This is a genomic window from Candidatus Accumulibacter propinquus (assembly GCF_056856495.1).
Window position 1 is genome coordinate 1,275,658 of the sequence record NZ_JBSEHC010000003.1, and the last position, 18,530, is coordinate 1,294,187.

General features: G+C 64.8%; 4 protein-coding genes. All 4 read right to left on the reverse strand.

Going from position 1 to position 18,530, the window contains the following annotated elements; translation table 11 throughout:
* Positions 1-134: 134 nt before the first annotated feature.
* Positions 135-575, reverse strand: a complete 441-nt coding sequence (locus tag AC15MQ_RS11745) for a hypothetical protein (protein ID WP_332336980.1) — start codon at positions 573-575, stop codon at positions 135-137.
* A gap of 3 nt (positions 576-578) precedes the next feature.
* The gene (locus tag AC15MQ_RS11750; RefSeq protein WP_483080214.1) at positions 579-14,747 is read right to left on the reverse strand and encodes a VCBS domain-containing protein; all 14,169 of its coding nucleotides are present in this window, start codon (positions 14,745-14,747) and stop codon (positions 579-581) included.
* A gap of 146 nt (positions 14,748-14,893) precedes the next feature.
* On the reverse strand, positions 14,894-16,084 hold the full coding sequence (locus AC15MQ_RS11755) for a hypothetical protein (protein WP_483080215.1): 1,191 nt from the start codon (positions 16,082-16,084) through the stop codon (positions 14,894-14,896).
* 57 nt (positions 16,085-16,141) lie between these two features.
* Complete coding sequence (locus AC15MQ_RS11760; RefSeq protein WP_483080216.1) at positions 16,142-18,520, reverse strand: arylsulfatase; 2,379 nt, start codon at positions 18,518-18,520, stop codon at positions 16,142-16,144.
* Positions 18,521-18,530: the final 10 nt, after the last annotated feature.

Here is an 18,530-nt window from a genome sequence, read left to right on the forward strand (position 1 = left end):
ACAACCACGCCAACGAGGTGGACTGCAATCGCACCAGGAAAGTGCGGGGGTCGTCGCCCGGCAGGTGCCGGAGGGGGAAGGCGCCGCGGGATGATGCTGCATTGCACGGGGCGGATCGAATTACCGCCGGGGCGTCAGGTCACCCACCATCCGCTGGCCGGGCGCCGGCGCTGATCCGGGTAGACGAAACCCCGGTGCAAATGAGCTTTGCCGAACTGGGGACACTGGAAGTGCGTCAGGACCGACGCACGCCGGAAGAAGCCTTGTTCAACAGCCTGCTCCAGCAGCACCACGATCCGGGCTATGCGCTGCTCAGGGACTTTCGCCAGCGGCTGTCGCAGATCACGTGACGAAGTTTCCCGAACTCGTCCAGGCCACGCAGGAAGAAATCGAGCACGTTGCACGATAGCATGGCGGCGGTTGTCCCCGGTTGCCGTGGAAGGGCGCAAGCTGACGGTGCCATCGGGCTGCACGGTGGCGATGTCGATGCCTTCGGAAATGCCGTCCGCGATATTGTTGCGGCCGACATGGCCGGCGTTGGCAACGGGGCGCGGCAGCATGTCGAATTTCGGCACGCGTCATGGATTGTGAGGGGTCTCAACCGGAACCCGGTTGGCGTGGAAGTTTACTGCCAACGGCTTGAAACGCTGCGCTGCCAGTTTCAACTGCTCGCCGAAAGACGGCGTACGCATCGAACCCTGCTTGGGCACATCGTGTGCTTCGGTCGGCGCCTTCACCATCTGGCGCGGGTCGGGCGTGAAGACCGAAGGGTCGGGGAGCAGGCCGTCGGAGGACAGCGAGACGACACCCTGGCGGGCGTCCACCTGCATCTGGTCGAGCTTGCCGGACATCCGGATGGCCTGCACCGTGCGCCCGACGAACTCGGTGGGGTCGCCGGCGAGCCGGGAACCCAGCGTGATGGACTGGATTTCCAGCGGTGCTTCCAGGCGGATATCGGTGCCGTCATCGCGCGTGTTCGAGAGCCGCAGTTGCCTTTCAACGGATGCGACGACCGGGTGGATGAATATCGCCGGATCGACATCCGGCAAGCGAGTGAGTGGCGCGCCGTATGGCGACAGGTCTTCGAACCAGGGACCGGCCGAGGACTCCTGATAGGGGACGACCATGTCGAGGGTGACGGTCAGTTGCGCCTGGTCGGTGCCGCCCGCGGTGTCGCGCACGGTGTAGGTAAACACCTCGCTGAGGATGCGGCCGGCACCGGCGGCGTTGAGCACGTCGGGGTTGGTGGTGTCGATGGTGTAGGTCCACGAGCCGTCGGCATTCAACGCCAGCGTCCCATACTTGCCGGCGAGCGGGGTGCCGACGCTACCGGCGGTGCCGCTGCCCGCCTCCGCTCCGGTGCGGATGGCGACCACGGTCCTGGTGTCGCCGGCATCGATGTCGGTGTCGTTGGGCAGCACGTTGCCGCTGGTGACCGGGGCGGCGCCAGCATCGGTGGCCAGGCCGACATCGTCGGCGGCGACCGGGTTGTCGTTGGCTCCCTGGATGGTGATGGTCAGGGTGGCGGTCGACGTGGCACCTGCGGCATCGACCACGGTGTAGGTGAAGATCTCTCCCAGTGTCTCGGCCGGCGTGCGCAGGGCTTCGACAGCCGTGTTGGAGTTGTCGACGACGTAGGTGTAGCCCCCGTCGGCGTTCAGCGTCAGCGTGCCGTAGGCGCCGGTCAGCGCGCTGCCCGCTGGGGCTGCCGCGCCGCCGCTGGCGAAGGTGGAAACGGCCTTCGTTTCGCCGTAGACCGCAGCATCGACATCGGTATCGTTGAGCAGCACGTCGCCGGTGGCCTGGCTGCCCGGGGTGCCGTTGTTGAGGCCACCGGCCTCGACCGCCGTGCCGGTGTCGTGGGTCGCCAGTGGGTTGTCGTTGGCGCCGCGGATGGTGACGGCGATCGTTGCCTGATCGGCTGCGCCATAGATGTCCGATACGGTGTAGGTGAAGAAGTCGGTCAGCGTATCGCCGCTGCTGCGCAAGGCCTCTACCAGCGGATTGGCGTTGTCGACGCGATAGGAGAAGGTGCCGTCGGCCTGCTGGGTCAGCCAGCCGTAGGTGCCGGCCAGTTCGCTGCCGATGGTGCCGGCCGTGCCGCTGCCCGATTCAGGGCCGGTGCGGATGGCGTCGACGCTGAGCGGGTCGCCCTCGAAGTCGAAGTCGTTGGCGGTAATGTCGCCGGCGGGATCGATGCCGGGCGACCCGTTGGCGATGCCGCCCGCCTCGACGGCGATCGGCAGGTTCGGTACGGCGATCGGGGGATTGTTCCTGCCGCGAATGTTGACGGTCAGTTGCGCGAGGTCGGTCAGACCGCCGGTATCCCTGAGTTCGTAGGTGAAATAATCCTGAACGACAACGCCGGGGGCCAGGCTCGCGGTCCGCGCAAAGTCCACTTCGTAGAGGTAGCTGCCGTCGGCGCCGATGTTGAGCCAGCCCCAGGTGCCGTCGATCCGCACCCCGCTGCCGCTCGATGTGCCGGGCACGACTGCCGTCAGCGGGTCGCCGCCGGGAAGCTCGGTGCCGGTACGTATGCCGGAGACCGACTTGCCGTCGCCGGAATCGACGTCCCTGTCGTTGGGCAGCACGTTGCCGGTCGGATGGCGCCCGGAGCCGGACGAACCGACGATCGGCGGCCAGCCGAATGCGCTGTCATCGACTGCCAGCGGCGTGTCGTTGGCTCCCTGGATGGTGATGGTCAGTTGCGCGATGTCGGTGGCGCCGGCCGTGTCGCGCATCGTATAGGTGAAGGTCTCGCTGAGCGTATCGGCTGGGGTACGCAACCTCTGAACCGTGGCATTGGCGTTGTCGACGACGTAGGTATAGGTGCCGTTGGCGTTCAGCGTCAACGCGCCGTAGGTGCCGGTCAGCGCGCTGCCGACGCTACCGGCGGTCCCGCTGCCGGCTTCGGTGCCGGTACGGATCGCCAAAACGGTCCTGGTCTCGCCGTATGCCACGTTGTCGACATCGGTATCGTTGAGCAGCACGTCGCCGGTGGCCTGGCTACCCGGGGTGCCGTTGTTGAGGCCACCGGCCTCGACCGCCGTGCCGGTGTCGTGGGTCGCCAGCGGGTTGTCGTTGGCGCCACGGATGGTGACGGCGATCGTTGCCTGATCGGCTGCGCCATAGATGTCCGATACGGTGTAGGTGAAGAAGTCGGTCAGCGTATCGCCGCTGCTGCGCAAGGCCTCTACCAGCGGATTGGCGTTGTCGACGCGATAGGTGAAGGTGCCGTCGGCCTGCTGGGTCAGCCAGCCGTAGGTGCCGGCCAGTTCGCTGCCGATGGTGCCGGCCGTGCCGCTGCCCGATTCAGGGCCGGTGCGGATGGCGTCGACGCTGAGCGGGTCGCCCTCGAAGTCGAAGTCGTTGGCGGTGATGTCGCCGGCGGGATCGATGCCGGGCGACCCGTTGGCGATGCCGCCCGCCTCGACGGCGATCGGCAGGTTCGGTACGGCGATCGGGGGATTGTTCCTGCCGCGAATGTTGACGGTCAGTTGCGCGAGGTCGGTCAGACCGTCGGTATCCCTGAGTTCGTAGGTGAAATAATCCTGAACGACAACGCCGGGGGCCAGGCTCGCGGTCCGCGCAAAGTCCACTTCGTAGAGGTAGCTGCCGTCGGCGCCGATGTTGAGCCAGCCCCAGGTGCCGTCGATCCGCACCCCGCTGCCGCTCGATGTGCCGGGCACGACTGCCGTCAGCGGGTCGCCGCCGGGAAGCTCGGTGCCGGTACGTATGCCGGAGACCGACTGGCCGTCGCCGGAATCGACGTCCCTGTCGTTGGGCAGCACGTTGCCGGTCGGATGGCGCCCGGAGCCGGACGAATCGACGATCGGCGGCCAGCCGAATGCGCTGTCATCGACTGCCAGCGGCGTGTCGTTGGCTCCCTGGATGGTGATGGTCAGTTGCGCGATGTCGGTGGCGCCGGCCGTGTCGCGCATCGTATAGGTGAAGGTCTCGCTGAGCGTATCGGCTGGGGTACGCAACTGCTGAACCGTGGCATTAGTGTTGTCGACGACGTAGGTGTAGGTGCCGTTGGCGTTCAGCGTCAACGCGCCGTAGGTGCCGGTCAGCGCGCTGCCGACGCTACCGGCGGTCCCGCTGCCGGCTTCGGTGCCGGTACGGATTGCCAAAACGGTCCTGGTCTCGCCGTATGCCACGTTGTCGACATCGGTATCGTTGAGCAGCACGTCGCCGGTGGCCTGGCTGCCCGGGGTGCCGTTGTTGAGGCCGCCGGCCTCGACCGCCGTGCCGGTGTCGTGGTTCGCCAGCGGGTTGTCGTTGGCGCCGCGGACGGTGATGGTCAGCGTCGTGCTCGATGTCGCGCCGGCCGCGTCGCGCATGGTGTAGGTGAAGGTGTCGGTCAGCGTGTTGCTGCTGGTACGCAGCCCCTGGATCGTGGTGTTGGAGTTGTCGACGACGTAGGTGTAGCCCCCGTCGGCGTTCAGCGTCAGCGTGCCGTAGGCACCGGTCAGCGCGCTGCCCGCTGGGGCTGCCGCGCCGCCGATGGCGAAGGTGGAAACGGCCTTCGTTTCGCCGTAGACCGCAGCATCGACATCGGTATCGTTGAGCAGCACGTTGCCGGTGGCCTGGCTGCCCGGGGTGCCGTTGTTGAGGCCACCGGCCTCGAGCGCCGTGCCGGTGTCGTGGGTCGCCAGTGGGTTGTCGTTGGCGCCGCGGATGGTGACGGCGATCGTTGCCTGATCGGCTGCGCCATAGATGTCCGATACGGTGTAGGTGAAGAAGTCGGTCAGCGTATCGCCGCTGCTGCGCAAGGCCTCTACCAGCGGATTGGCGTTGTCGACGCGATAGGAGAAGGTGCCGTCGGCCTGCTGGGTCAGCCAGCCGTAGGTGCCGGCCAGTTCGCTGCCGATGGTGCCGGCCGTGCCGCTGCCCGATTCAGGGCCGGTGCGGATGGCGTCGACGCTGAGCGGGTCGCCCTCGAAGTCGAAGTCGTTGGCGGTGATGTCGCCGGCGGGATCGATGCCGGGCGACCCGTTGGCGATGCCGCCCGCCTCGACGGCGATCGGCAGGTTCGGTACGGCGATCGGGGGATTGTTCCTGCCGCGAATGTTGACGGTCAGTTGCGCGAGGTCGGTCAGACCGCCGGTATCCCTGAGTTCGTAGGTGAAATAATCCTGAACGACAACGCCGGGGGCCAGGCTCGCGGTCCGCGCGAAGTCCACTTCGTAGAGGTAGCTGCCGTCGGCGCCGATGTTGAGCCAGCCCCAGGTGCCGTCGATGCGCACCCCGCTGCCGCTCGATGTGCCGGGCACGACTGCCGTCAGCGGGTCGCCGCCGGGAAGCTCGGTGCCGGTACGTATGCCGGAGACCGACTGGCCGTCGCCGGAATCGACGTCCCTGTCGTTGGGCAGCACGTTGCCGGTCGGATGGCGCCCGGAGCCGGGCGAACCGACGATCGGCGGCCAGCCGAATGCGCTGTCATCGACTGCCAGCGGCGTGTCGTTGGCTCCCTGGAGGGTGATGGTCAGTTGCGCGATGTCGGTGGCGCCGGCCGTGTCGCGCATCGTATAGGTGAAGGTCTCGCTGAGCGTATCGGCTGGGGTACGCAACTGCTGAACCGTGGCATTAGTGTTGTCGACGACGTAGGTGTAGGTGCCGTTGGCGTTCAGCGTCAACGCGCCGTAGGTGCCGGTCAGCGCGCTGCCGACGCTACCGGCGGTCCCGCTGCCGGCTTCGGTGCCGGTACGGATTGCCAAAACGGTCCTGGTCTCGCCGTATGCCACGTTGTCGACATCGGTATCGTTGAGCAGCACGTCGCCGGTGGCCTGGCTGCCCGGGGTGCCGTTGTTGAGGCCGCCGGCCTCGACCGCCGTGCCGGTGTCGTGGTTCGCCAGCGGGTTGTCGTTGGCGCCGCGGACGGTGATGGTCAGCGTCGTGCTCGATGTCGCGCCGGCCGCGTCGCGCATGGTGTAGGTGAAGGTGTCGGTCAGCGTGTTGCTGCTGGTACGCAGCCCCTGGATTGCTGTGTTGGTGTTGTCGACGACGTAGGTGTAGCTGCCATCCGCATTCAGGGTCAGGCTGCCGTAGGTCCCGGCCAGCGTGCTGCCGAGGGTGCCGGCGACGCTCGCGCTGTTGGCGAAAGCAGAAACGGTCCTGGTTTCGCCGTTGACCGCCGCATCGACATCACTGTCGTTGGTCAGCACATTGCCACCGGGATTCGTTCCGGCGGCGCTGTTGTTCAACCCGCCAGCCTCGACGGCGGTCGCCGCATCGGCGTTGGCCAGCGGCGTGTCGTTGGCACCACGAATGGTGAGGGTCAGTTGCGCGAGGTCGGCGGCGCCGTCCGTGTCGCTCACCGTGTAGGTGAACCACTCGGTCAATGTATTGCCGCTGGTGCGCAGGGCCTGGACGGCGGCATTGGCATTGTCGACGACGTACTGGTAGCTGCCGTCGGCATTCAGCGTCAGGCTGCCGTAGCTGCCGACCAGCGCGATGCCGACCGTGCCGGTGGTGCCGGTCGCGGTTTCGGCGCCGGTGCGGACGGCCGAAACGGTCCTGGTTTCGCCATTGGCGACCGAATCGACATCGGTGTCGCTGGTGACTGGGTCGGTCAGCACATTGCCGGTCGGGTTGGTGCCGGAAACCGCATTGCTGAGGCCGCCAGCCTCGACGGCGGTGGCGGAGTCGTCCAAACCGACCGGGTTGTCGTTACGCCCCTCAATGGTGATGACGATCTGCCCCAGTTCGGTTTCCGTTGTCGTGGCGTTGTCGGCGATCTGGTAGGTGAAGGACTCGCTCAGCGTGTTCGCAGCGGTACGCAGCGCCTGCACGGCGGCGTTGTTGTTGTCGACCACATAAGTGTAGGTGCCGTTGGCATTCAGCGTCAGCGAGCCGTATGTGCCCTGCAACGCGCTCCCGAGGATGCCGGCGGTGCCGCTTCCCGATTCTGTTCCGGTGCGGAAGGCGACCACGGCAATCGGGTCGCCTTCCGGGTCGATGTCATTGGCGGTCGCGTCGCCAGACGGATTCACACCGGCGTTGCCATTGGCGATGCCGCCCGCTTCGACGGCCGTGGCGAACACGTCGTTGGCTACCGGCGGATCGTTGACGCCGCGCACGATGACGTTCAGCACGGCGAGGTCGGTCAGGCCGGTCGGAAGGGTGGTGTCTGCGATCTTGTAGGTGAAGGTGTCGGTCAGTGTCTGGGTTGCGTTCAGCCCTTGCACCGTGGCATTCCTGCTGTCCACATCGTAGCTGAACGATCCGTCGGGATTGATGGTCAGCGTACCGTAGCTGCCGGAGATGACAGTCGCCCCCGTGACCGCAATCGTCGTGTCCCCGCCACTCTCCACGCCGGTGCGGATGCCGGTCACGACGAGATTGCTGTTCGGCTGGTCGGTGCGGTCGACATCCGTATCGATACCATTTCCCGGGGCCGGGCCAACGGCCCCCGGGCGGCTCTGGAACAGGATGACATTGCCGGTCGGATTCACTTCGGACCCCTGCTCGGTGCCGCCAATCACAACCCCGCCCGATTCGGTGCCGCCAGCGATGGCCTGTGCCTGTGCCGCCGCCTGGTCGTCGCTGGCCACCGGGTTGTCGTTGGCGCCGTTGATGGTGATCCTCATCTGGGCAATGTCCTCGTCGCCCAACTGGTCGGTGACCACATAGCTGAAATACTCGATCAGCGTATCGCCGGGCACCATGCGCTGGACTGCCGTGGCATCCTGGTCGACGACGTAGCTGTAGCTGCCGTCGTAATTCATGGTCAGCGTGCCGTAGTTGCCCGCGACGATGCCGGGGTTCGTCGCATCGACACCGGTGAAGACGCCGACGGTGGAAGACTCCTTGCGATAACGGATACCGGTCACATTCCTGGTTTCGCCATTGGCCACACTGTCGACATCGATGTCGTTGCCCAGCACGTTGGGCAGGATGGACGGGGCTCCTGGTGTGCCGTTTTTCACCCCCCCGGCCTCGTAGACCGTACCTTCATCGTCGACACCGAGCGGCGTGTCGTTGGCGCCGCGTATCGTTACGGTGAGGGTCGCGGTCGGCTTGAGCGTCCCGTCAAGGTCACGCATTTCATAGGTGAAGGTTTCGGTCAGGGTGTTGCCGCTCAGGCGTAGCGCCTGAACGGCAGGATGGTCATCGTCGATGACGTAAGTGGTATTGCCGTTGGAATTGATCTTCAGCGTGCCGTAAGCGCCAACCACCGTGGTGTTGCCTATTGGGCCCACGTCGGTCGTCGTTGTCGAACCCAGCCCGATGCGGGAGACCGACAGCTTGTCTACCGATGGATTGTCGGCGAGGTCGACATCGGTATCGTTGCTCAGGACATTGATCACGCCAGGCAAGCCGTCGATGTCGTTGAACCAGCCGCCCGCTTCCTGGGCGTTGACGGCATCATTGTTGGCCACTGGCGCATCGTTGACCGGGGTGATGGTGATGGTCAGTTTGTCGGTGTCGGTCAGGGCATCGGCCAATTCATTGGGCATCAGATTGCCATTGGCGTCGCCGGTATTGCCCCGGTCGTTGGTGGTGACGGTCAGGGTATCGGTGCCGTTGTAGTTGGCGGTCGGCGTGTACAGCAGGCTGTCGAGCGCCGTGTTGATGTTGAGTGTTGTTCCTTGAATGGTGGCCGTGGCCGTGTCCAATGCACCGCCTACGACTGTGACCCCCGTGGTCCCGCCGGTCGTCAGAAAAAGGGTGCCATGCTTGACCGTCAGCGTCACCGTGAGATCGCCAGCACTGGCGTCGATGTCGGAGATGACTATGCCCTTGATGTTGAGCGTGGCGTCCTCGAGCATGACCTGGTCCGCCGGCAAGGTGTTGACCGGCGCATCGTTGTCGCGCACGTAGCCGACGCCGGCGGTTGCGGTCGACCCTTCGCCGAGGCCGGAAATGGTGATGCTGCCCAGGGTGCCGCCGTCGCTGTCGATGCGGGCGGCGGCGTTGTCGGTGTCGCCACCGAATACATGGTTGATCATCGGGGTGGCCGCGTCGATGCGGAAATTGCCGGAAGGCAGCACGCCGAAGTGATAGTTGCCAGCGTTGTCAGTGATGGCGGAGTAGGTGCGATTGTCGCCAGTCGTTGCCAGATCGCCATCGGCGCCGGCCCAGGCCAGGGTCACGGTCTGACCGGCGATCCGGGTGCCATCTGGCGCGGTACTGGTGGTGGGCGTCAGCGTATCGTCCCACAGGGTGCCGCTGATGATGCCGAGGCCGGCGCCTTCGCTGACCACGTAGGTGTTCGGTGCCGTGTTGGGCACGGTCGTACCACCGTCGTCGCGCTCGCCGCTGACTGTGCCGTCTGCACCGACTGTGACGACGCTGCCGCCGGCTACCGCGCTGCCGTCGGTGAAAGATTCCGGCAGACTGCTCCAGTTCAGGGTCGCGTTGGTCGAGGCGATGGCGGCGCCATTGGGTACGTCGACAGTGTAGATCAGCTTGATGCTGCTCCCGATCGCCACTGTGGAAAAGTCGGCTGCGATGCCTCCCGCTGTCGATACCGTGACACCGGTTGGCAGGCTGCCCGGCGCATAGGAAGTGCCGTTGATTACCACGGTACTCAGGGCGTAGTTGGAGCCGCCGGTCACGCTGTCGGTCAGGCGCGCGTCGTGGGCGATGCCGTCGCCACCGTTGCTGAAGGCCAGGGTGACCGTGGCGGTGCCGGTGGCGCCGGCGGTGTTCGGATTGAAGTCGGTGACAGTTTTCTGCAGGTTGCGCAGGCTCGGCTCGACGATGTTCTCGACTGCCAACGGGGTACTGGTCTGCTTGAGCGTGCCGCTGAAGAAATCGGCCGAGACATTGAAGTTGTCGGCGGTATCCACCGAGGCGATATTGTCGACGCGGACGAAGAAATCCAGATAGAGCATCTGGAAGAAAGCGTCGTTGTTTTGGTTGCTGACATTGCCCAGCGTAATCTTGATCGCGTTAGCGTCGCTGGTGTCTATCAGCGAGGTTCTCAACGCGGCAGTAGCTGCATTGGAAAGATCTGCCGCCAGCAGGCTCTGTTCGAGATCGGTGATGTCTTGGTCGACACGCCCGGCACCGGGAATTACCGTTAGCCCGCCCAGGACATCGGAATTCACCAGCGGCGTGCCGCCATCTACCAGCGCAACGCGGGTGTCGCCGGCAAAAGACAGACCCTCTGGTAGATAGATCACCACGCTCGCGTTTGCCGTGTCGCCTTCGGGCACCAGGAAGGCGACACGGTAGTAGATCAGTTCGCCAACCGCGACCGTTTCCGGGTGGCTGGTGTCCGGCGTCGGCACCAGCGTATCCGCGAGCAGGCCAACGTGGCTGATCGTGGCGCCGGCGGCGACCGGGACCGTGCTCGTGCTGGATGTCCGGTAGTCGTTGAGCACGCCGCTGTTGAGCAGGCCGTCGACGCCGCTGCGCTCGCCCGTGGCGGGGACGACCGTCGCGCCGTCGAGGCTGGTCCATTCCACCGTGGCGGTATTGACAATGTCGTTGATGCTGCCCAGTTCGGAGCGCACGCGCCCCTTGAGTACCAGGGTGATCGAACCCCCCGTGGGAATGTCGATGTTGGCCGCCGGGTCGCTGGCGATGGCGCTGCCGCCGACCACAAAATCCGGCCCGCCGTTATTGCTTGCGCCGCCGGCATAGGTCAGCGACTGCAGGCCGAATCCGGGTTCCGAAAAAATCAGCTGTGACGGTACGGTATCGAGGAAGCCGATATCGAAGGCATTGATGCCACCGTCGTTGCGGATGGTGATCGTGTAGGTGATTTCATCGTTGCGGTCGACGCCCAGCGGGCCACCATTATTGGTCTGCGTCTGGGTCACCGTGAGGGTCGGCTCGACGATGCTCACCGACGGCTGGCTGCCGCTGAGGGCGACAATCCGGTCGACGGGAGTGCTGCCATTCGGCGTATCACCATCAGGGTCGCTGTAGATCGCCTGGGCGCTGTTCGGGCGGGTGACGCCGGCCTGGTTGCCGGCGACGTTGCTGGCGATCAGGCGCACGCGAACGACGAAGCTGTTGTTGCCGGCATTGTTGTCGGCAGTGGCCGAGGCGGCGGTGAGCGTCAGGCCAAGGTCGGCGCCGTCGCCGCCCGGTGGTGCGTTGGTGGCGCTGCCGACGGTGACCGCGCCGTTAAAGTCGGCGGCGAGCGCGTCGCTCCCCGCCACGGTAGTGATGATCTGGTAGCCACCGCTGCCAAAGCTGGTGTCGAGACTCATGCCGGCGGGGATGAGGTCGTTCACCCGTAGATTCTGCGTCGTGCCTTCCGTCAGGGTGACGACGATGTCGTAGAGCATGCTCTCGCCGATGACCAGGTCGGCACCGGCCGTATGGGCGGCGCTGGAATCGTCGTTGGTCAGGATGCCGTTGGCGAAGACCTTGGTGACGACCGGCGCGGCGATGGTCTGGTCGGCAGTGTCCTGCGGATTCACGTCCGGCGTGAAATCCGGCCCGCCATCGACGCTGCTGTAGTGGGTCAGGGCCGCGCTGGTTTGCAGGCTCGCGCTGGCGGCGATGCTGGCGCTGGCGACCACGTCGCAGGTGACAACGACCACATTGGCGCCGCTGGTGTCTGCGGCCGTGCCGGCACGGCCGGGCAGCAGTGTGGGTTGGCCGGCGGCGTCGAGGAAGGTGATGGTGCTGCCGGAAACGCTGTAATCGGTGCCGAGCACCAGCGCCGTGCCGTCGCCGCGGTAGATGGCCAGGTTGGCCGCTGCCAGACTGCCCCCGGCGAACGCGAAGCCGGCCGGCAGGGTGATGGCCGTCGCCACGTCGAAGGCGCCGAGGCCACCGGTGTTCTCGATGGCGGTGGCGAGGCGAACGAGGTCGCCGCCATCGATCTTGGTGACGCTGCCGTCGACGGCAGCGAGGTCGGTGATGCTGCCGGTGAACGGCTGGCCGGTGCTGCCGGCGGCTGCCCAGGCGCCGGTGGTGCCGCTGACGACACCGGCGCTGCCCGCGCCCAGCGCGACGACGCCATGCTTGATGGCCAGCACCGGCTCGGCGATGGAAGCGATATTGACCACGCCGCTGGAAGCCAGGTGCGCCTGGGCGATGGTGGTCAACTGGTCGGATTGCCCCAGAACCGTCAAAGAACGATTGTCGCCGAAGGGTTGGTTGCCGACGGTCAGGGTGAACTGCACCTCGATGCGCTTGCCGTTGATGTCAGGATTATTGATGTGGTTGCCAAAGCCGAAAACCAGCGAGTTGCCGGCGCCGACGGTCACCGAGTCGACGATGTCGGCATTCGTGTCGCCGCTGCCGTAGGTCCAGGTGCCGGCAAAACTGCCTGTCGGCCCGAGATCGAACAGCGGCAAGGGCAGGTAGGCGGTGAGCTTGAAGTTCTCGTAGTCGCCGGTGGTCAGGTCGTAGGCGAGCTTGAAGGTCACGATGTCGCCCGGCTTCAGTTCGACATTGGCCGGCGGTGCAATGCCATTGACGGTGACGATCGAGGTCGCCACGGTGTGGGTCGGTACGGTCAGCGAGGCGGCGGAGGTGTCAGTTTCAGTATCGCCCGTCACCGAGATGTTATTGGCAAGGAGGGTGCCGCTGACCGTGGCGTTGTTGCCGATGCTGTCGCCTTCGTTGATCTCGCTTTGCAGGTGGACCGTGGTGTAGGCCTGGGCGACGGTCGAGCGATAGGTGATGACTGCGCGGGTAGGACCCTCCAGGTCTCCGTCGAAGGCGATGTCGCCGATCAGGGCGCCGCCGAAAATTGCGCTGGAATTGGCCAGCGACTGGGCAATGTCGAAAGTCAGCGTAGTCACGCCGGTACTCGTATCGACCACCGTGGAGGTCACCAGCGCAATGTTGTACTGGACGCCTTCGAAGTAGATCGTGAGCACCGGCAAGCCTGCAAGCGACTGGCCGTCGCCGAGCTGGTCGGTGATGGTCAGGTTGCCCTGATTGAACAGGGTCTTGCCGATCGCGAAATAGTCGGAGAGATCGACGTTCAGCGTGTATTGCAGTTCGTCGCCTGGTGACAGGCCGGCGCTGCCGGCGTTGCTGGCAATCGTCACCGACTTGAGCAGGGCAACGGATTTGGCGACGAAAGTGGCGTCGTTGCCGTTCGCGGTGATGACGCTTGGCTCTACCACTGGCGGCGGGCCGGGATCGACGACGGTCTGGTCGCGCGGATCGAGCGGCAACCACTCGCCGGTCGCGGTAGGCTGGCCGATGGTGATCGAAACGTCATTGCCGGTCACCGGATCAAGAACGTCATCGCCGGCAGCATTCTTTTCCGGCACATAGAAGCGAACCACCGTGTCGGTCGGCGCGGTCAGGCTGGCGTAACGAACCGTGTAGGAAGACAGGAACGGAGATTGGGTCAACGCCAGGCTGATCAGCACCGGGTCGCTGATCGTGCTGCCATTAACCAGGGAGAGGGAAACGATCGTGCCGCTCGCCCCCGGCGTGATCGAAGCCACCCGGATGTTGTCGGGCAGGTTTTGCGAAATGTCGACATTGCTCAGCGTCTGCCCAGGCGGCGGGGTGGCCGTCACCGTATGGCTACGCTCGAAGTTGGGACCGGTGACGGTTTCGCCCTCGGGCATGTTGATCGACTGGGTCAGCTTCAGGCCGGACGGGGTGACGACGAAATCGTCGAAGCTCGCCTCGAACAGCGTGGGGTCGGTAACCGGGTTGTCGGCGGAATCGTTGCCGAACTGGAATCCGCCGCGCGCCTTGAGCATGAGCTGCGGCGAGTCGGTGGTGTCGGCCAGGGCGCTCAACTGGCCGGTGACGACGACGTCGATCGGTGGCTGGCCATTGAGCACGCTGGCGTAGGGCAGTTGCAGCACGACCAGCTGGTCGCCCGCGCGCGCGCCGTAGGTGGCCGCGTTGACGATGACCGGGACGCCGGCACTGTCCTTTGCCAGCGGGTGGGCGGCGTTGCCGGCGGCGTCGAAGGTGATGACGAAAGACTTGACCGTCTGGCCGAGGTAGGTCGCCGAGACGAAGGTCATGCCGTCGTCGATTTCCGCGCTGGCGCCGTCCTTGCCGGTGGCGGGCAGGATCAGGTCGATGAAGGGCGCGTAGCCGGCCTGCGTCGAAGCGTGGTTGGTGAAGCTGGCGGTGAAGCTAAAGGTGCCGCCAAGCAGCGCCTCGGTCGCCGTGCCGGAGAGGGTGACAGTCGGTGCGGCGTCGGCCAGCAGGCCGGCATAGGTGTCGGCGGTGAAGCCGGTTTCTATGGCGCCGCTTGCCGTTTCGAGAAGCCAGTCGCCACCCGCGGTCGCGTTGCCGGTGTCGTCGTCCGAAGCAGCAACGTCGGCGCCGGTCAGTTCGGCGAGTCGGTCGACCAGCGCGCGCCCGGCGTCGCCAGCGCCGACCTGGCAGCCGTAAATGAGGATGTCGGCACCGGCGGCGAGTTGCGGCGCCCAGGTGCGCAGCGTGTCGCTGAGGGCAGCGACGTTGTCGGCAGAGACGGTCTGGCTGCCGAGCGTGAACTGGCCGACGGCGCCGTGTGAAAGGATCTGGATCGAGGCGACCGGCGCGCTGGCGGCGAGGCGCTCCGAGATCGCGGCGAGGCCGTCCTGCGAGGCGTCGGCGAGGATGACTTCGGCGCCGGCGGCGGCCTGCTGCATGAGTCTCTGATAATCGTTCAGCCGGGTGTCGATGAGCACCAGGGTGCGCGGCGGGGCTTCGGCGGCGGGGGCGGCGGCCTCCGGGGCGGGCGCCTCGGCCGCCTGCTGTTCGACGGCGACGCCGGCCGCCCCATCGAACAGGATGCGCGGCTCCAGAGCCAGGGGGCGCATGCGGGGACGAAAAGTGGCGGATTTTCTGGGCAACGGGTCCATGCGACGGTCTCAGGTTGGAAACTCTAATATTTGTGACGTTAACATTATGTCGTCGTCAGGAAAATCGCATCCTTCAATCGCTTGCAAGCTGGCCAGATATGCGACTCTGGAACTGGAAGCCTGTTGCGTCATTCTCCGGTTCGCCTCTAGACGATTATTTTCAGGACTGTCTTGAGGACCGTCTTCAGCGGCAAGTCCAGCGCTGCCAGTACCACCATTGGCAGGACGGCGGCGCCGAGCAGGGGAACCAGGGAACCCCCCGTCAGCGGCAAGGGACGAATCCTGCCGATCAACTCGTAAAGCGCTGCGGTATCGGCTATCGGGCCAAGTTCCGGTGCGTCGAGAATTTGGGCGTCCGCTACCGGCTTGCCGTCGATCCAGCGTTCCCGGACGAGGCGGCCGTGACGGCCGATCAGGTCACCGTAATCCAGCAAACCCTGCTTCTTCGTGCGCAGCATCAAGCCGAGGAACGAAACAAATGGCGCGAGAAAAATAAGCGGCACGATCACGACGAAGGCAATGATCTCGAGGCGAAGGGAAGCAATGGTCACATCGTGATAAATCACCTGATGTGCCCAACCGGAGGCAAAGACCGAGGAAATACCAAGGACAACGGGCACGAACATGACTGGAATCCGCGCCATGAACCCCAGGCCAGCGCAACGATCCGGGTGCGTTGGCACCAACGACAACTCCAATCCGGCAATCCGCTTGAACAGAATGAACAGGAGCGCCAGCCGCCACAACCAGGCCAGCAGCAGGGTCAGGAAAATGGTTCGCCCGACGTAGAGATACCACCAGATACCGAGCCCCATTCCGGCGCCATCCGCCTGTTCTCTTGCCCAGGAGAGTTCATGCGGGACTTCGCTGGGTCTTGAAAGGAGGAAGAACGAGGCAATCCCGGCGAAGATGGCGATCCACGGCAGCACAGAATCGCGCAGCCTGGCGATGTCGCCGAGAATAGAACGCAGGCGATCCAGTTGCCCGGGCGGGACGACGCCGGAGCTGACAAGGCGTGGCAGCAAGGCGGTCAATGTGCCCTGCATCATGCCCTCGGCGATGATGAACAGCGGCACGCACAGCAACAAGCGGGCATTGATGCCGAAGTGGGCCAGTAGCGGCTCGTTCCCCTCCAGCGGCAGAAAAAAGCCATTTTTCCAGGCCCAGGCGGCGACCGGCAACCACGCCAGAAGCGACCAGAACAGGGCGCGTCGGGCAACGCCAAGACCCTGTTCTGGAATCAGTCCGATCTTGCGCTGAAAACGGAACAACAGGTCGCCACGGACCAGCGAGACGGCCCATGGCCTGTCATTTCCATCAAGGGAGGGATTGCTCATTGGCGCATCCTTGCAGTCTCCTTCGGTTCGGCATGCCTCTCGCGCTAGAAGCACCCGTTACTTTTTTAGTTCCACCCTGACCCGATTGATCTTGCCGCTGAAGGCAAACGGCCGGCGCTCGTCATAGACCAGCGACACCGTCGCCCCGAGATCGACGCCGACATCGAAGGACTCGCTGGCCGTGAAGGCGCCCGGGACGGTACGGGCAACCACGGTTTTGGCCACTTCCTGGCCGTCGACCGTAACAGTGACGGTGGCGGGCGCCATCGGCTTTGCGCTTTCCAGTTGGGTATCAACGATGATCTGGTGCTGGCCGGCCGGGATCACGCCCGATTCGGCCCTGTAGTTCTCGATCAGCATCATGTTGTACTCGTAGACCAGCTTGCCCTTGTCCATGTAGAACGCCAGGCCACCGCCCGCGCCGCCCAGCGCGTAGAGCACGCCGCTGGCGTTTTCCCCCAGTTCGGCATCAATGACCACGCGATTGCTCTGGCGACCCAGGCCGGGTGCGGTGAATTCCGGCATGCGCCGCGTCTGGTCGCTGAATGTCCAGCTGGTGTAAGGCGATGCCAGACGGTCTTCAGGATGGATGCGCAACCATGCGCCGGCCCCGACCGGCCAGACCTTGTTTTCCTTGGCCTGCCGATCGAACTCCTTCTTCAGTTCGACCAGCTTCCTCGGATTCTTGTCCGCCAGATCGCGCGCCTGCGAGAAGTCGTCGTTCAGGTTGTAGAGTTCCCACTTGTCCTGCGCCGAATCCCAAGTGGCGATACCCGCACTGGAACCTGCCGAATCCCAAGGCACGAATGGCCCGAATGCTGCGGCAAACCAGCCGTCCTTGTAAATGCCGCGGCTCCCACTGTTCTCGAAATACTGGACCCTCTTGCGGGTGTTGGCCTGGGCATCGCTGAGCGTGTAGGCCATGCTGATGCCATCGATCGGATCCTGCTTGTAGCCGTTGACCATCTTTGGTGGCTTGATGCCGATCAGTTCGTACAGGGTCGGAGCAATGTCGTTAACGTGGTGGAATTGCGCACGCGGCGTGCCATCCGGCTTGATCTTCGCCGGCCAGGAGATCGCCATCGGCGAACGGGTGCCACCAAAGTGGGCAGCGACCAGTTTGGTTGATTTGAGCGGCGTATTGCCCGCCCAGGCCCAGCCGGCGTGGTACATGTTGTCGGTCTTGTGGCTACCAATGGCATCCAGCCCGCCGATTTTGTTGAGTGCGGCAATCTGCTGGTCGACCGTGTTCGGGATGTTGTTCTGGGCCAGTAGTTCGCTGATCGAACCGCGCTGGCCTTCGGCGCTCGCCCCGTTGTCGCCGAAGATGTACATGATGATGGTGTTGTCGCGCTTGCCGGTACGCTCCAGCTCGTCGATGACTCGACCAACCTGGGCATCGGTATGCTCGACGAAGCCGGCGAAGGTTTCCATCAGGCGTAACTGAAATGGGCGTTCGGATGCCGGGATGCTGTCCCAGGCCGGCATCGACTCGACTCGCCGGGTCAATTCCGTAGCCTGTGGTACCCAGCCAGATTCCTTCTGGCGCTTGATGATGCGCTCGCGCATCGCCTCGTAGCCATCATCGAACTTGCCCTTGTACTTGGCCGTCCATGCCGGTGCGACATGGTGCGGTCCATGTGCGCCGCCGGTAGCGAAGTAGATGAAGAACGGCTTGTCGGGCGTGTAGGACTGGTGTTTCTTCAGCCAGCCGATGGCGTGGTCGGCCAGGTCCTCGGTCAGGTGATAGCCGGGCGTGTTGGGCGGCTCGATGATACTGGTGTTTTCAGCTAGGCGTGGCTCCCACTGGCTGGTCTCGCCGGCGAGAAAGCCGTAGAAATACTCGAAACCATAGCCGTTCGGCCATTTGTCGAAGGGACCCATGGCCGTCGTCTGGTCGGCGGGAGTGTTGTGCCACTTGCCGAAGGCGGCCGTCTTGTAGCCGTAGTTCTTCAGCACTTCGGCGACGGTAGCCGAGGTCTTGGGGATCACGCCGGTGTAGCCGTCCCAATCCACAGCGCGCTCGGCGATGGTTCCGCTGCCGACGCGCTGGTGATTGCGCCCGGTCAGCAGCGCGGCCCGGGTCGGAGAACAGATCGAGGTATTGTGGAAAGCGTTATAGCTGATGCCGGATTGCGCAATGCGCGTCAGATTGGGCGTATTGATCTCGCCACCGTAGGTGCTGGCCTGCCCGTAGCCGACATCGTCGATCAGGATGATCAGGACGTTCGGCGCATCCTTCGCCAGATGGTTGGGCTGGGCGCGCCGATGATGAACCGAAGTCTGCAGTGTCGGGCCGGCCTTGCTCGCTGAAGGGACGGGCGGAAATGGCAATTCCGAACCGTCGACCGCAGCAGCCGATACCTGGTGCCCAGCAAGAGACAAAATCCCTGCCGCTACCGCCGCGATCCAGGCAAATGGTGTCAATTTAGCCATTTTCTACATT

Coding starts and splice junctions, on each gene's coding strand:
- AC15MQ_RS11750 (WP_483080214.1), bottom strand. CDS start 14,747: ATGGACCCGTTGCCCAGAAAATCCGCCACTTTTCGTCCCCGCATGCGC.
- AC15MQ_RS11755 (WP_483080215.1), bottom strand. CDS start 16,084: ATGAGCAATCCCTCCCTTGATGGAAATGACAGGCCATGGGCCGTCTCG.
- AC15MQ_RS11760 (WP_483080216.1), bottom strand. CDS start 18,520: ATGGCTAAATTGACACCATTTGCCTGGATCGCGGCGGTAGCGGCAGGG.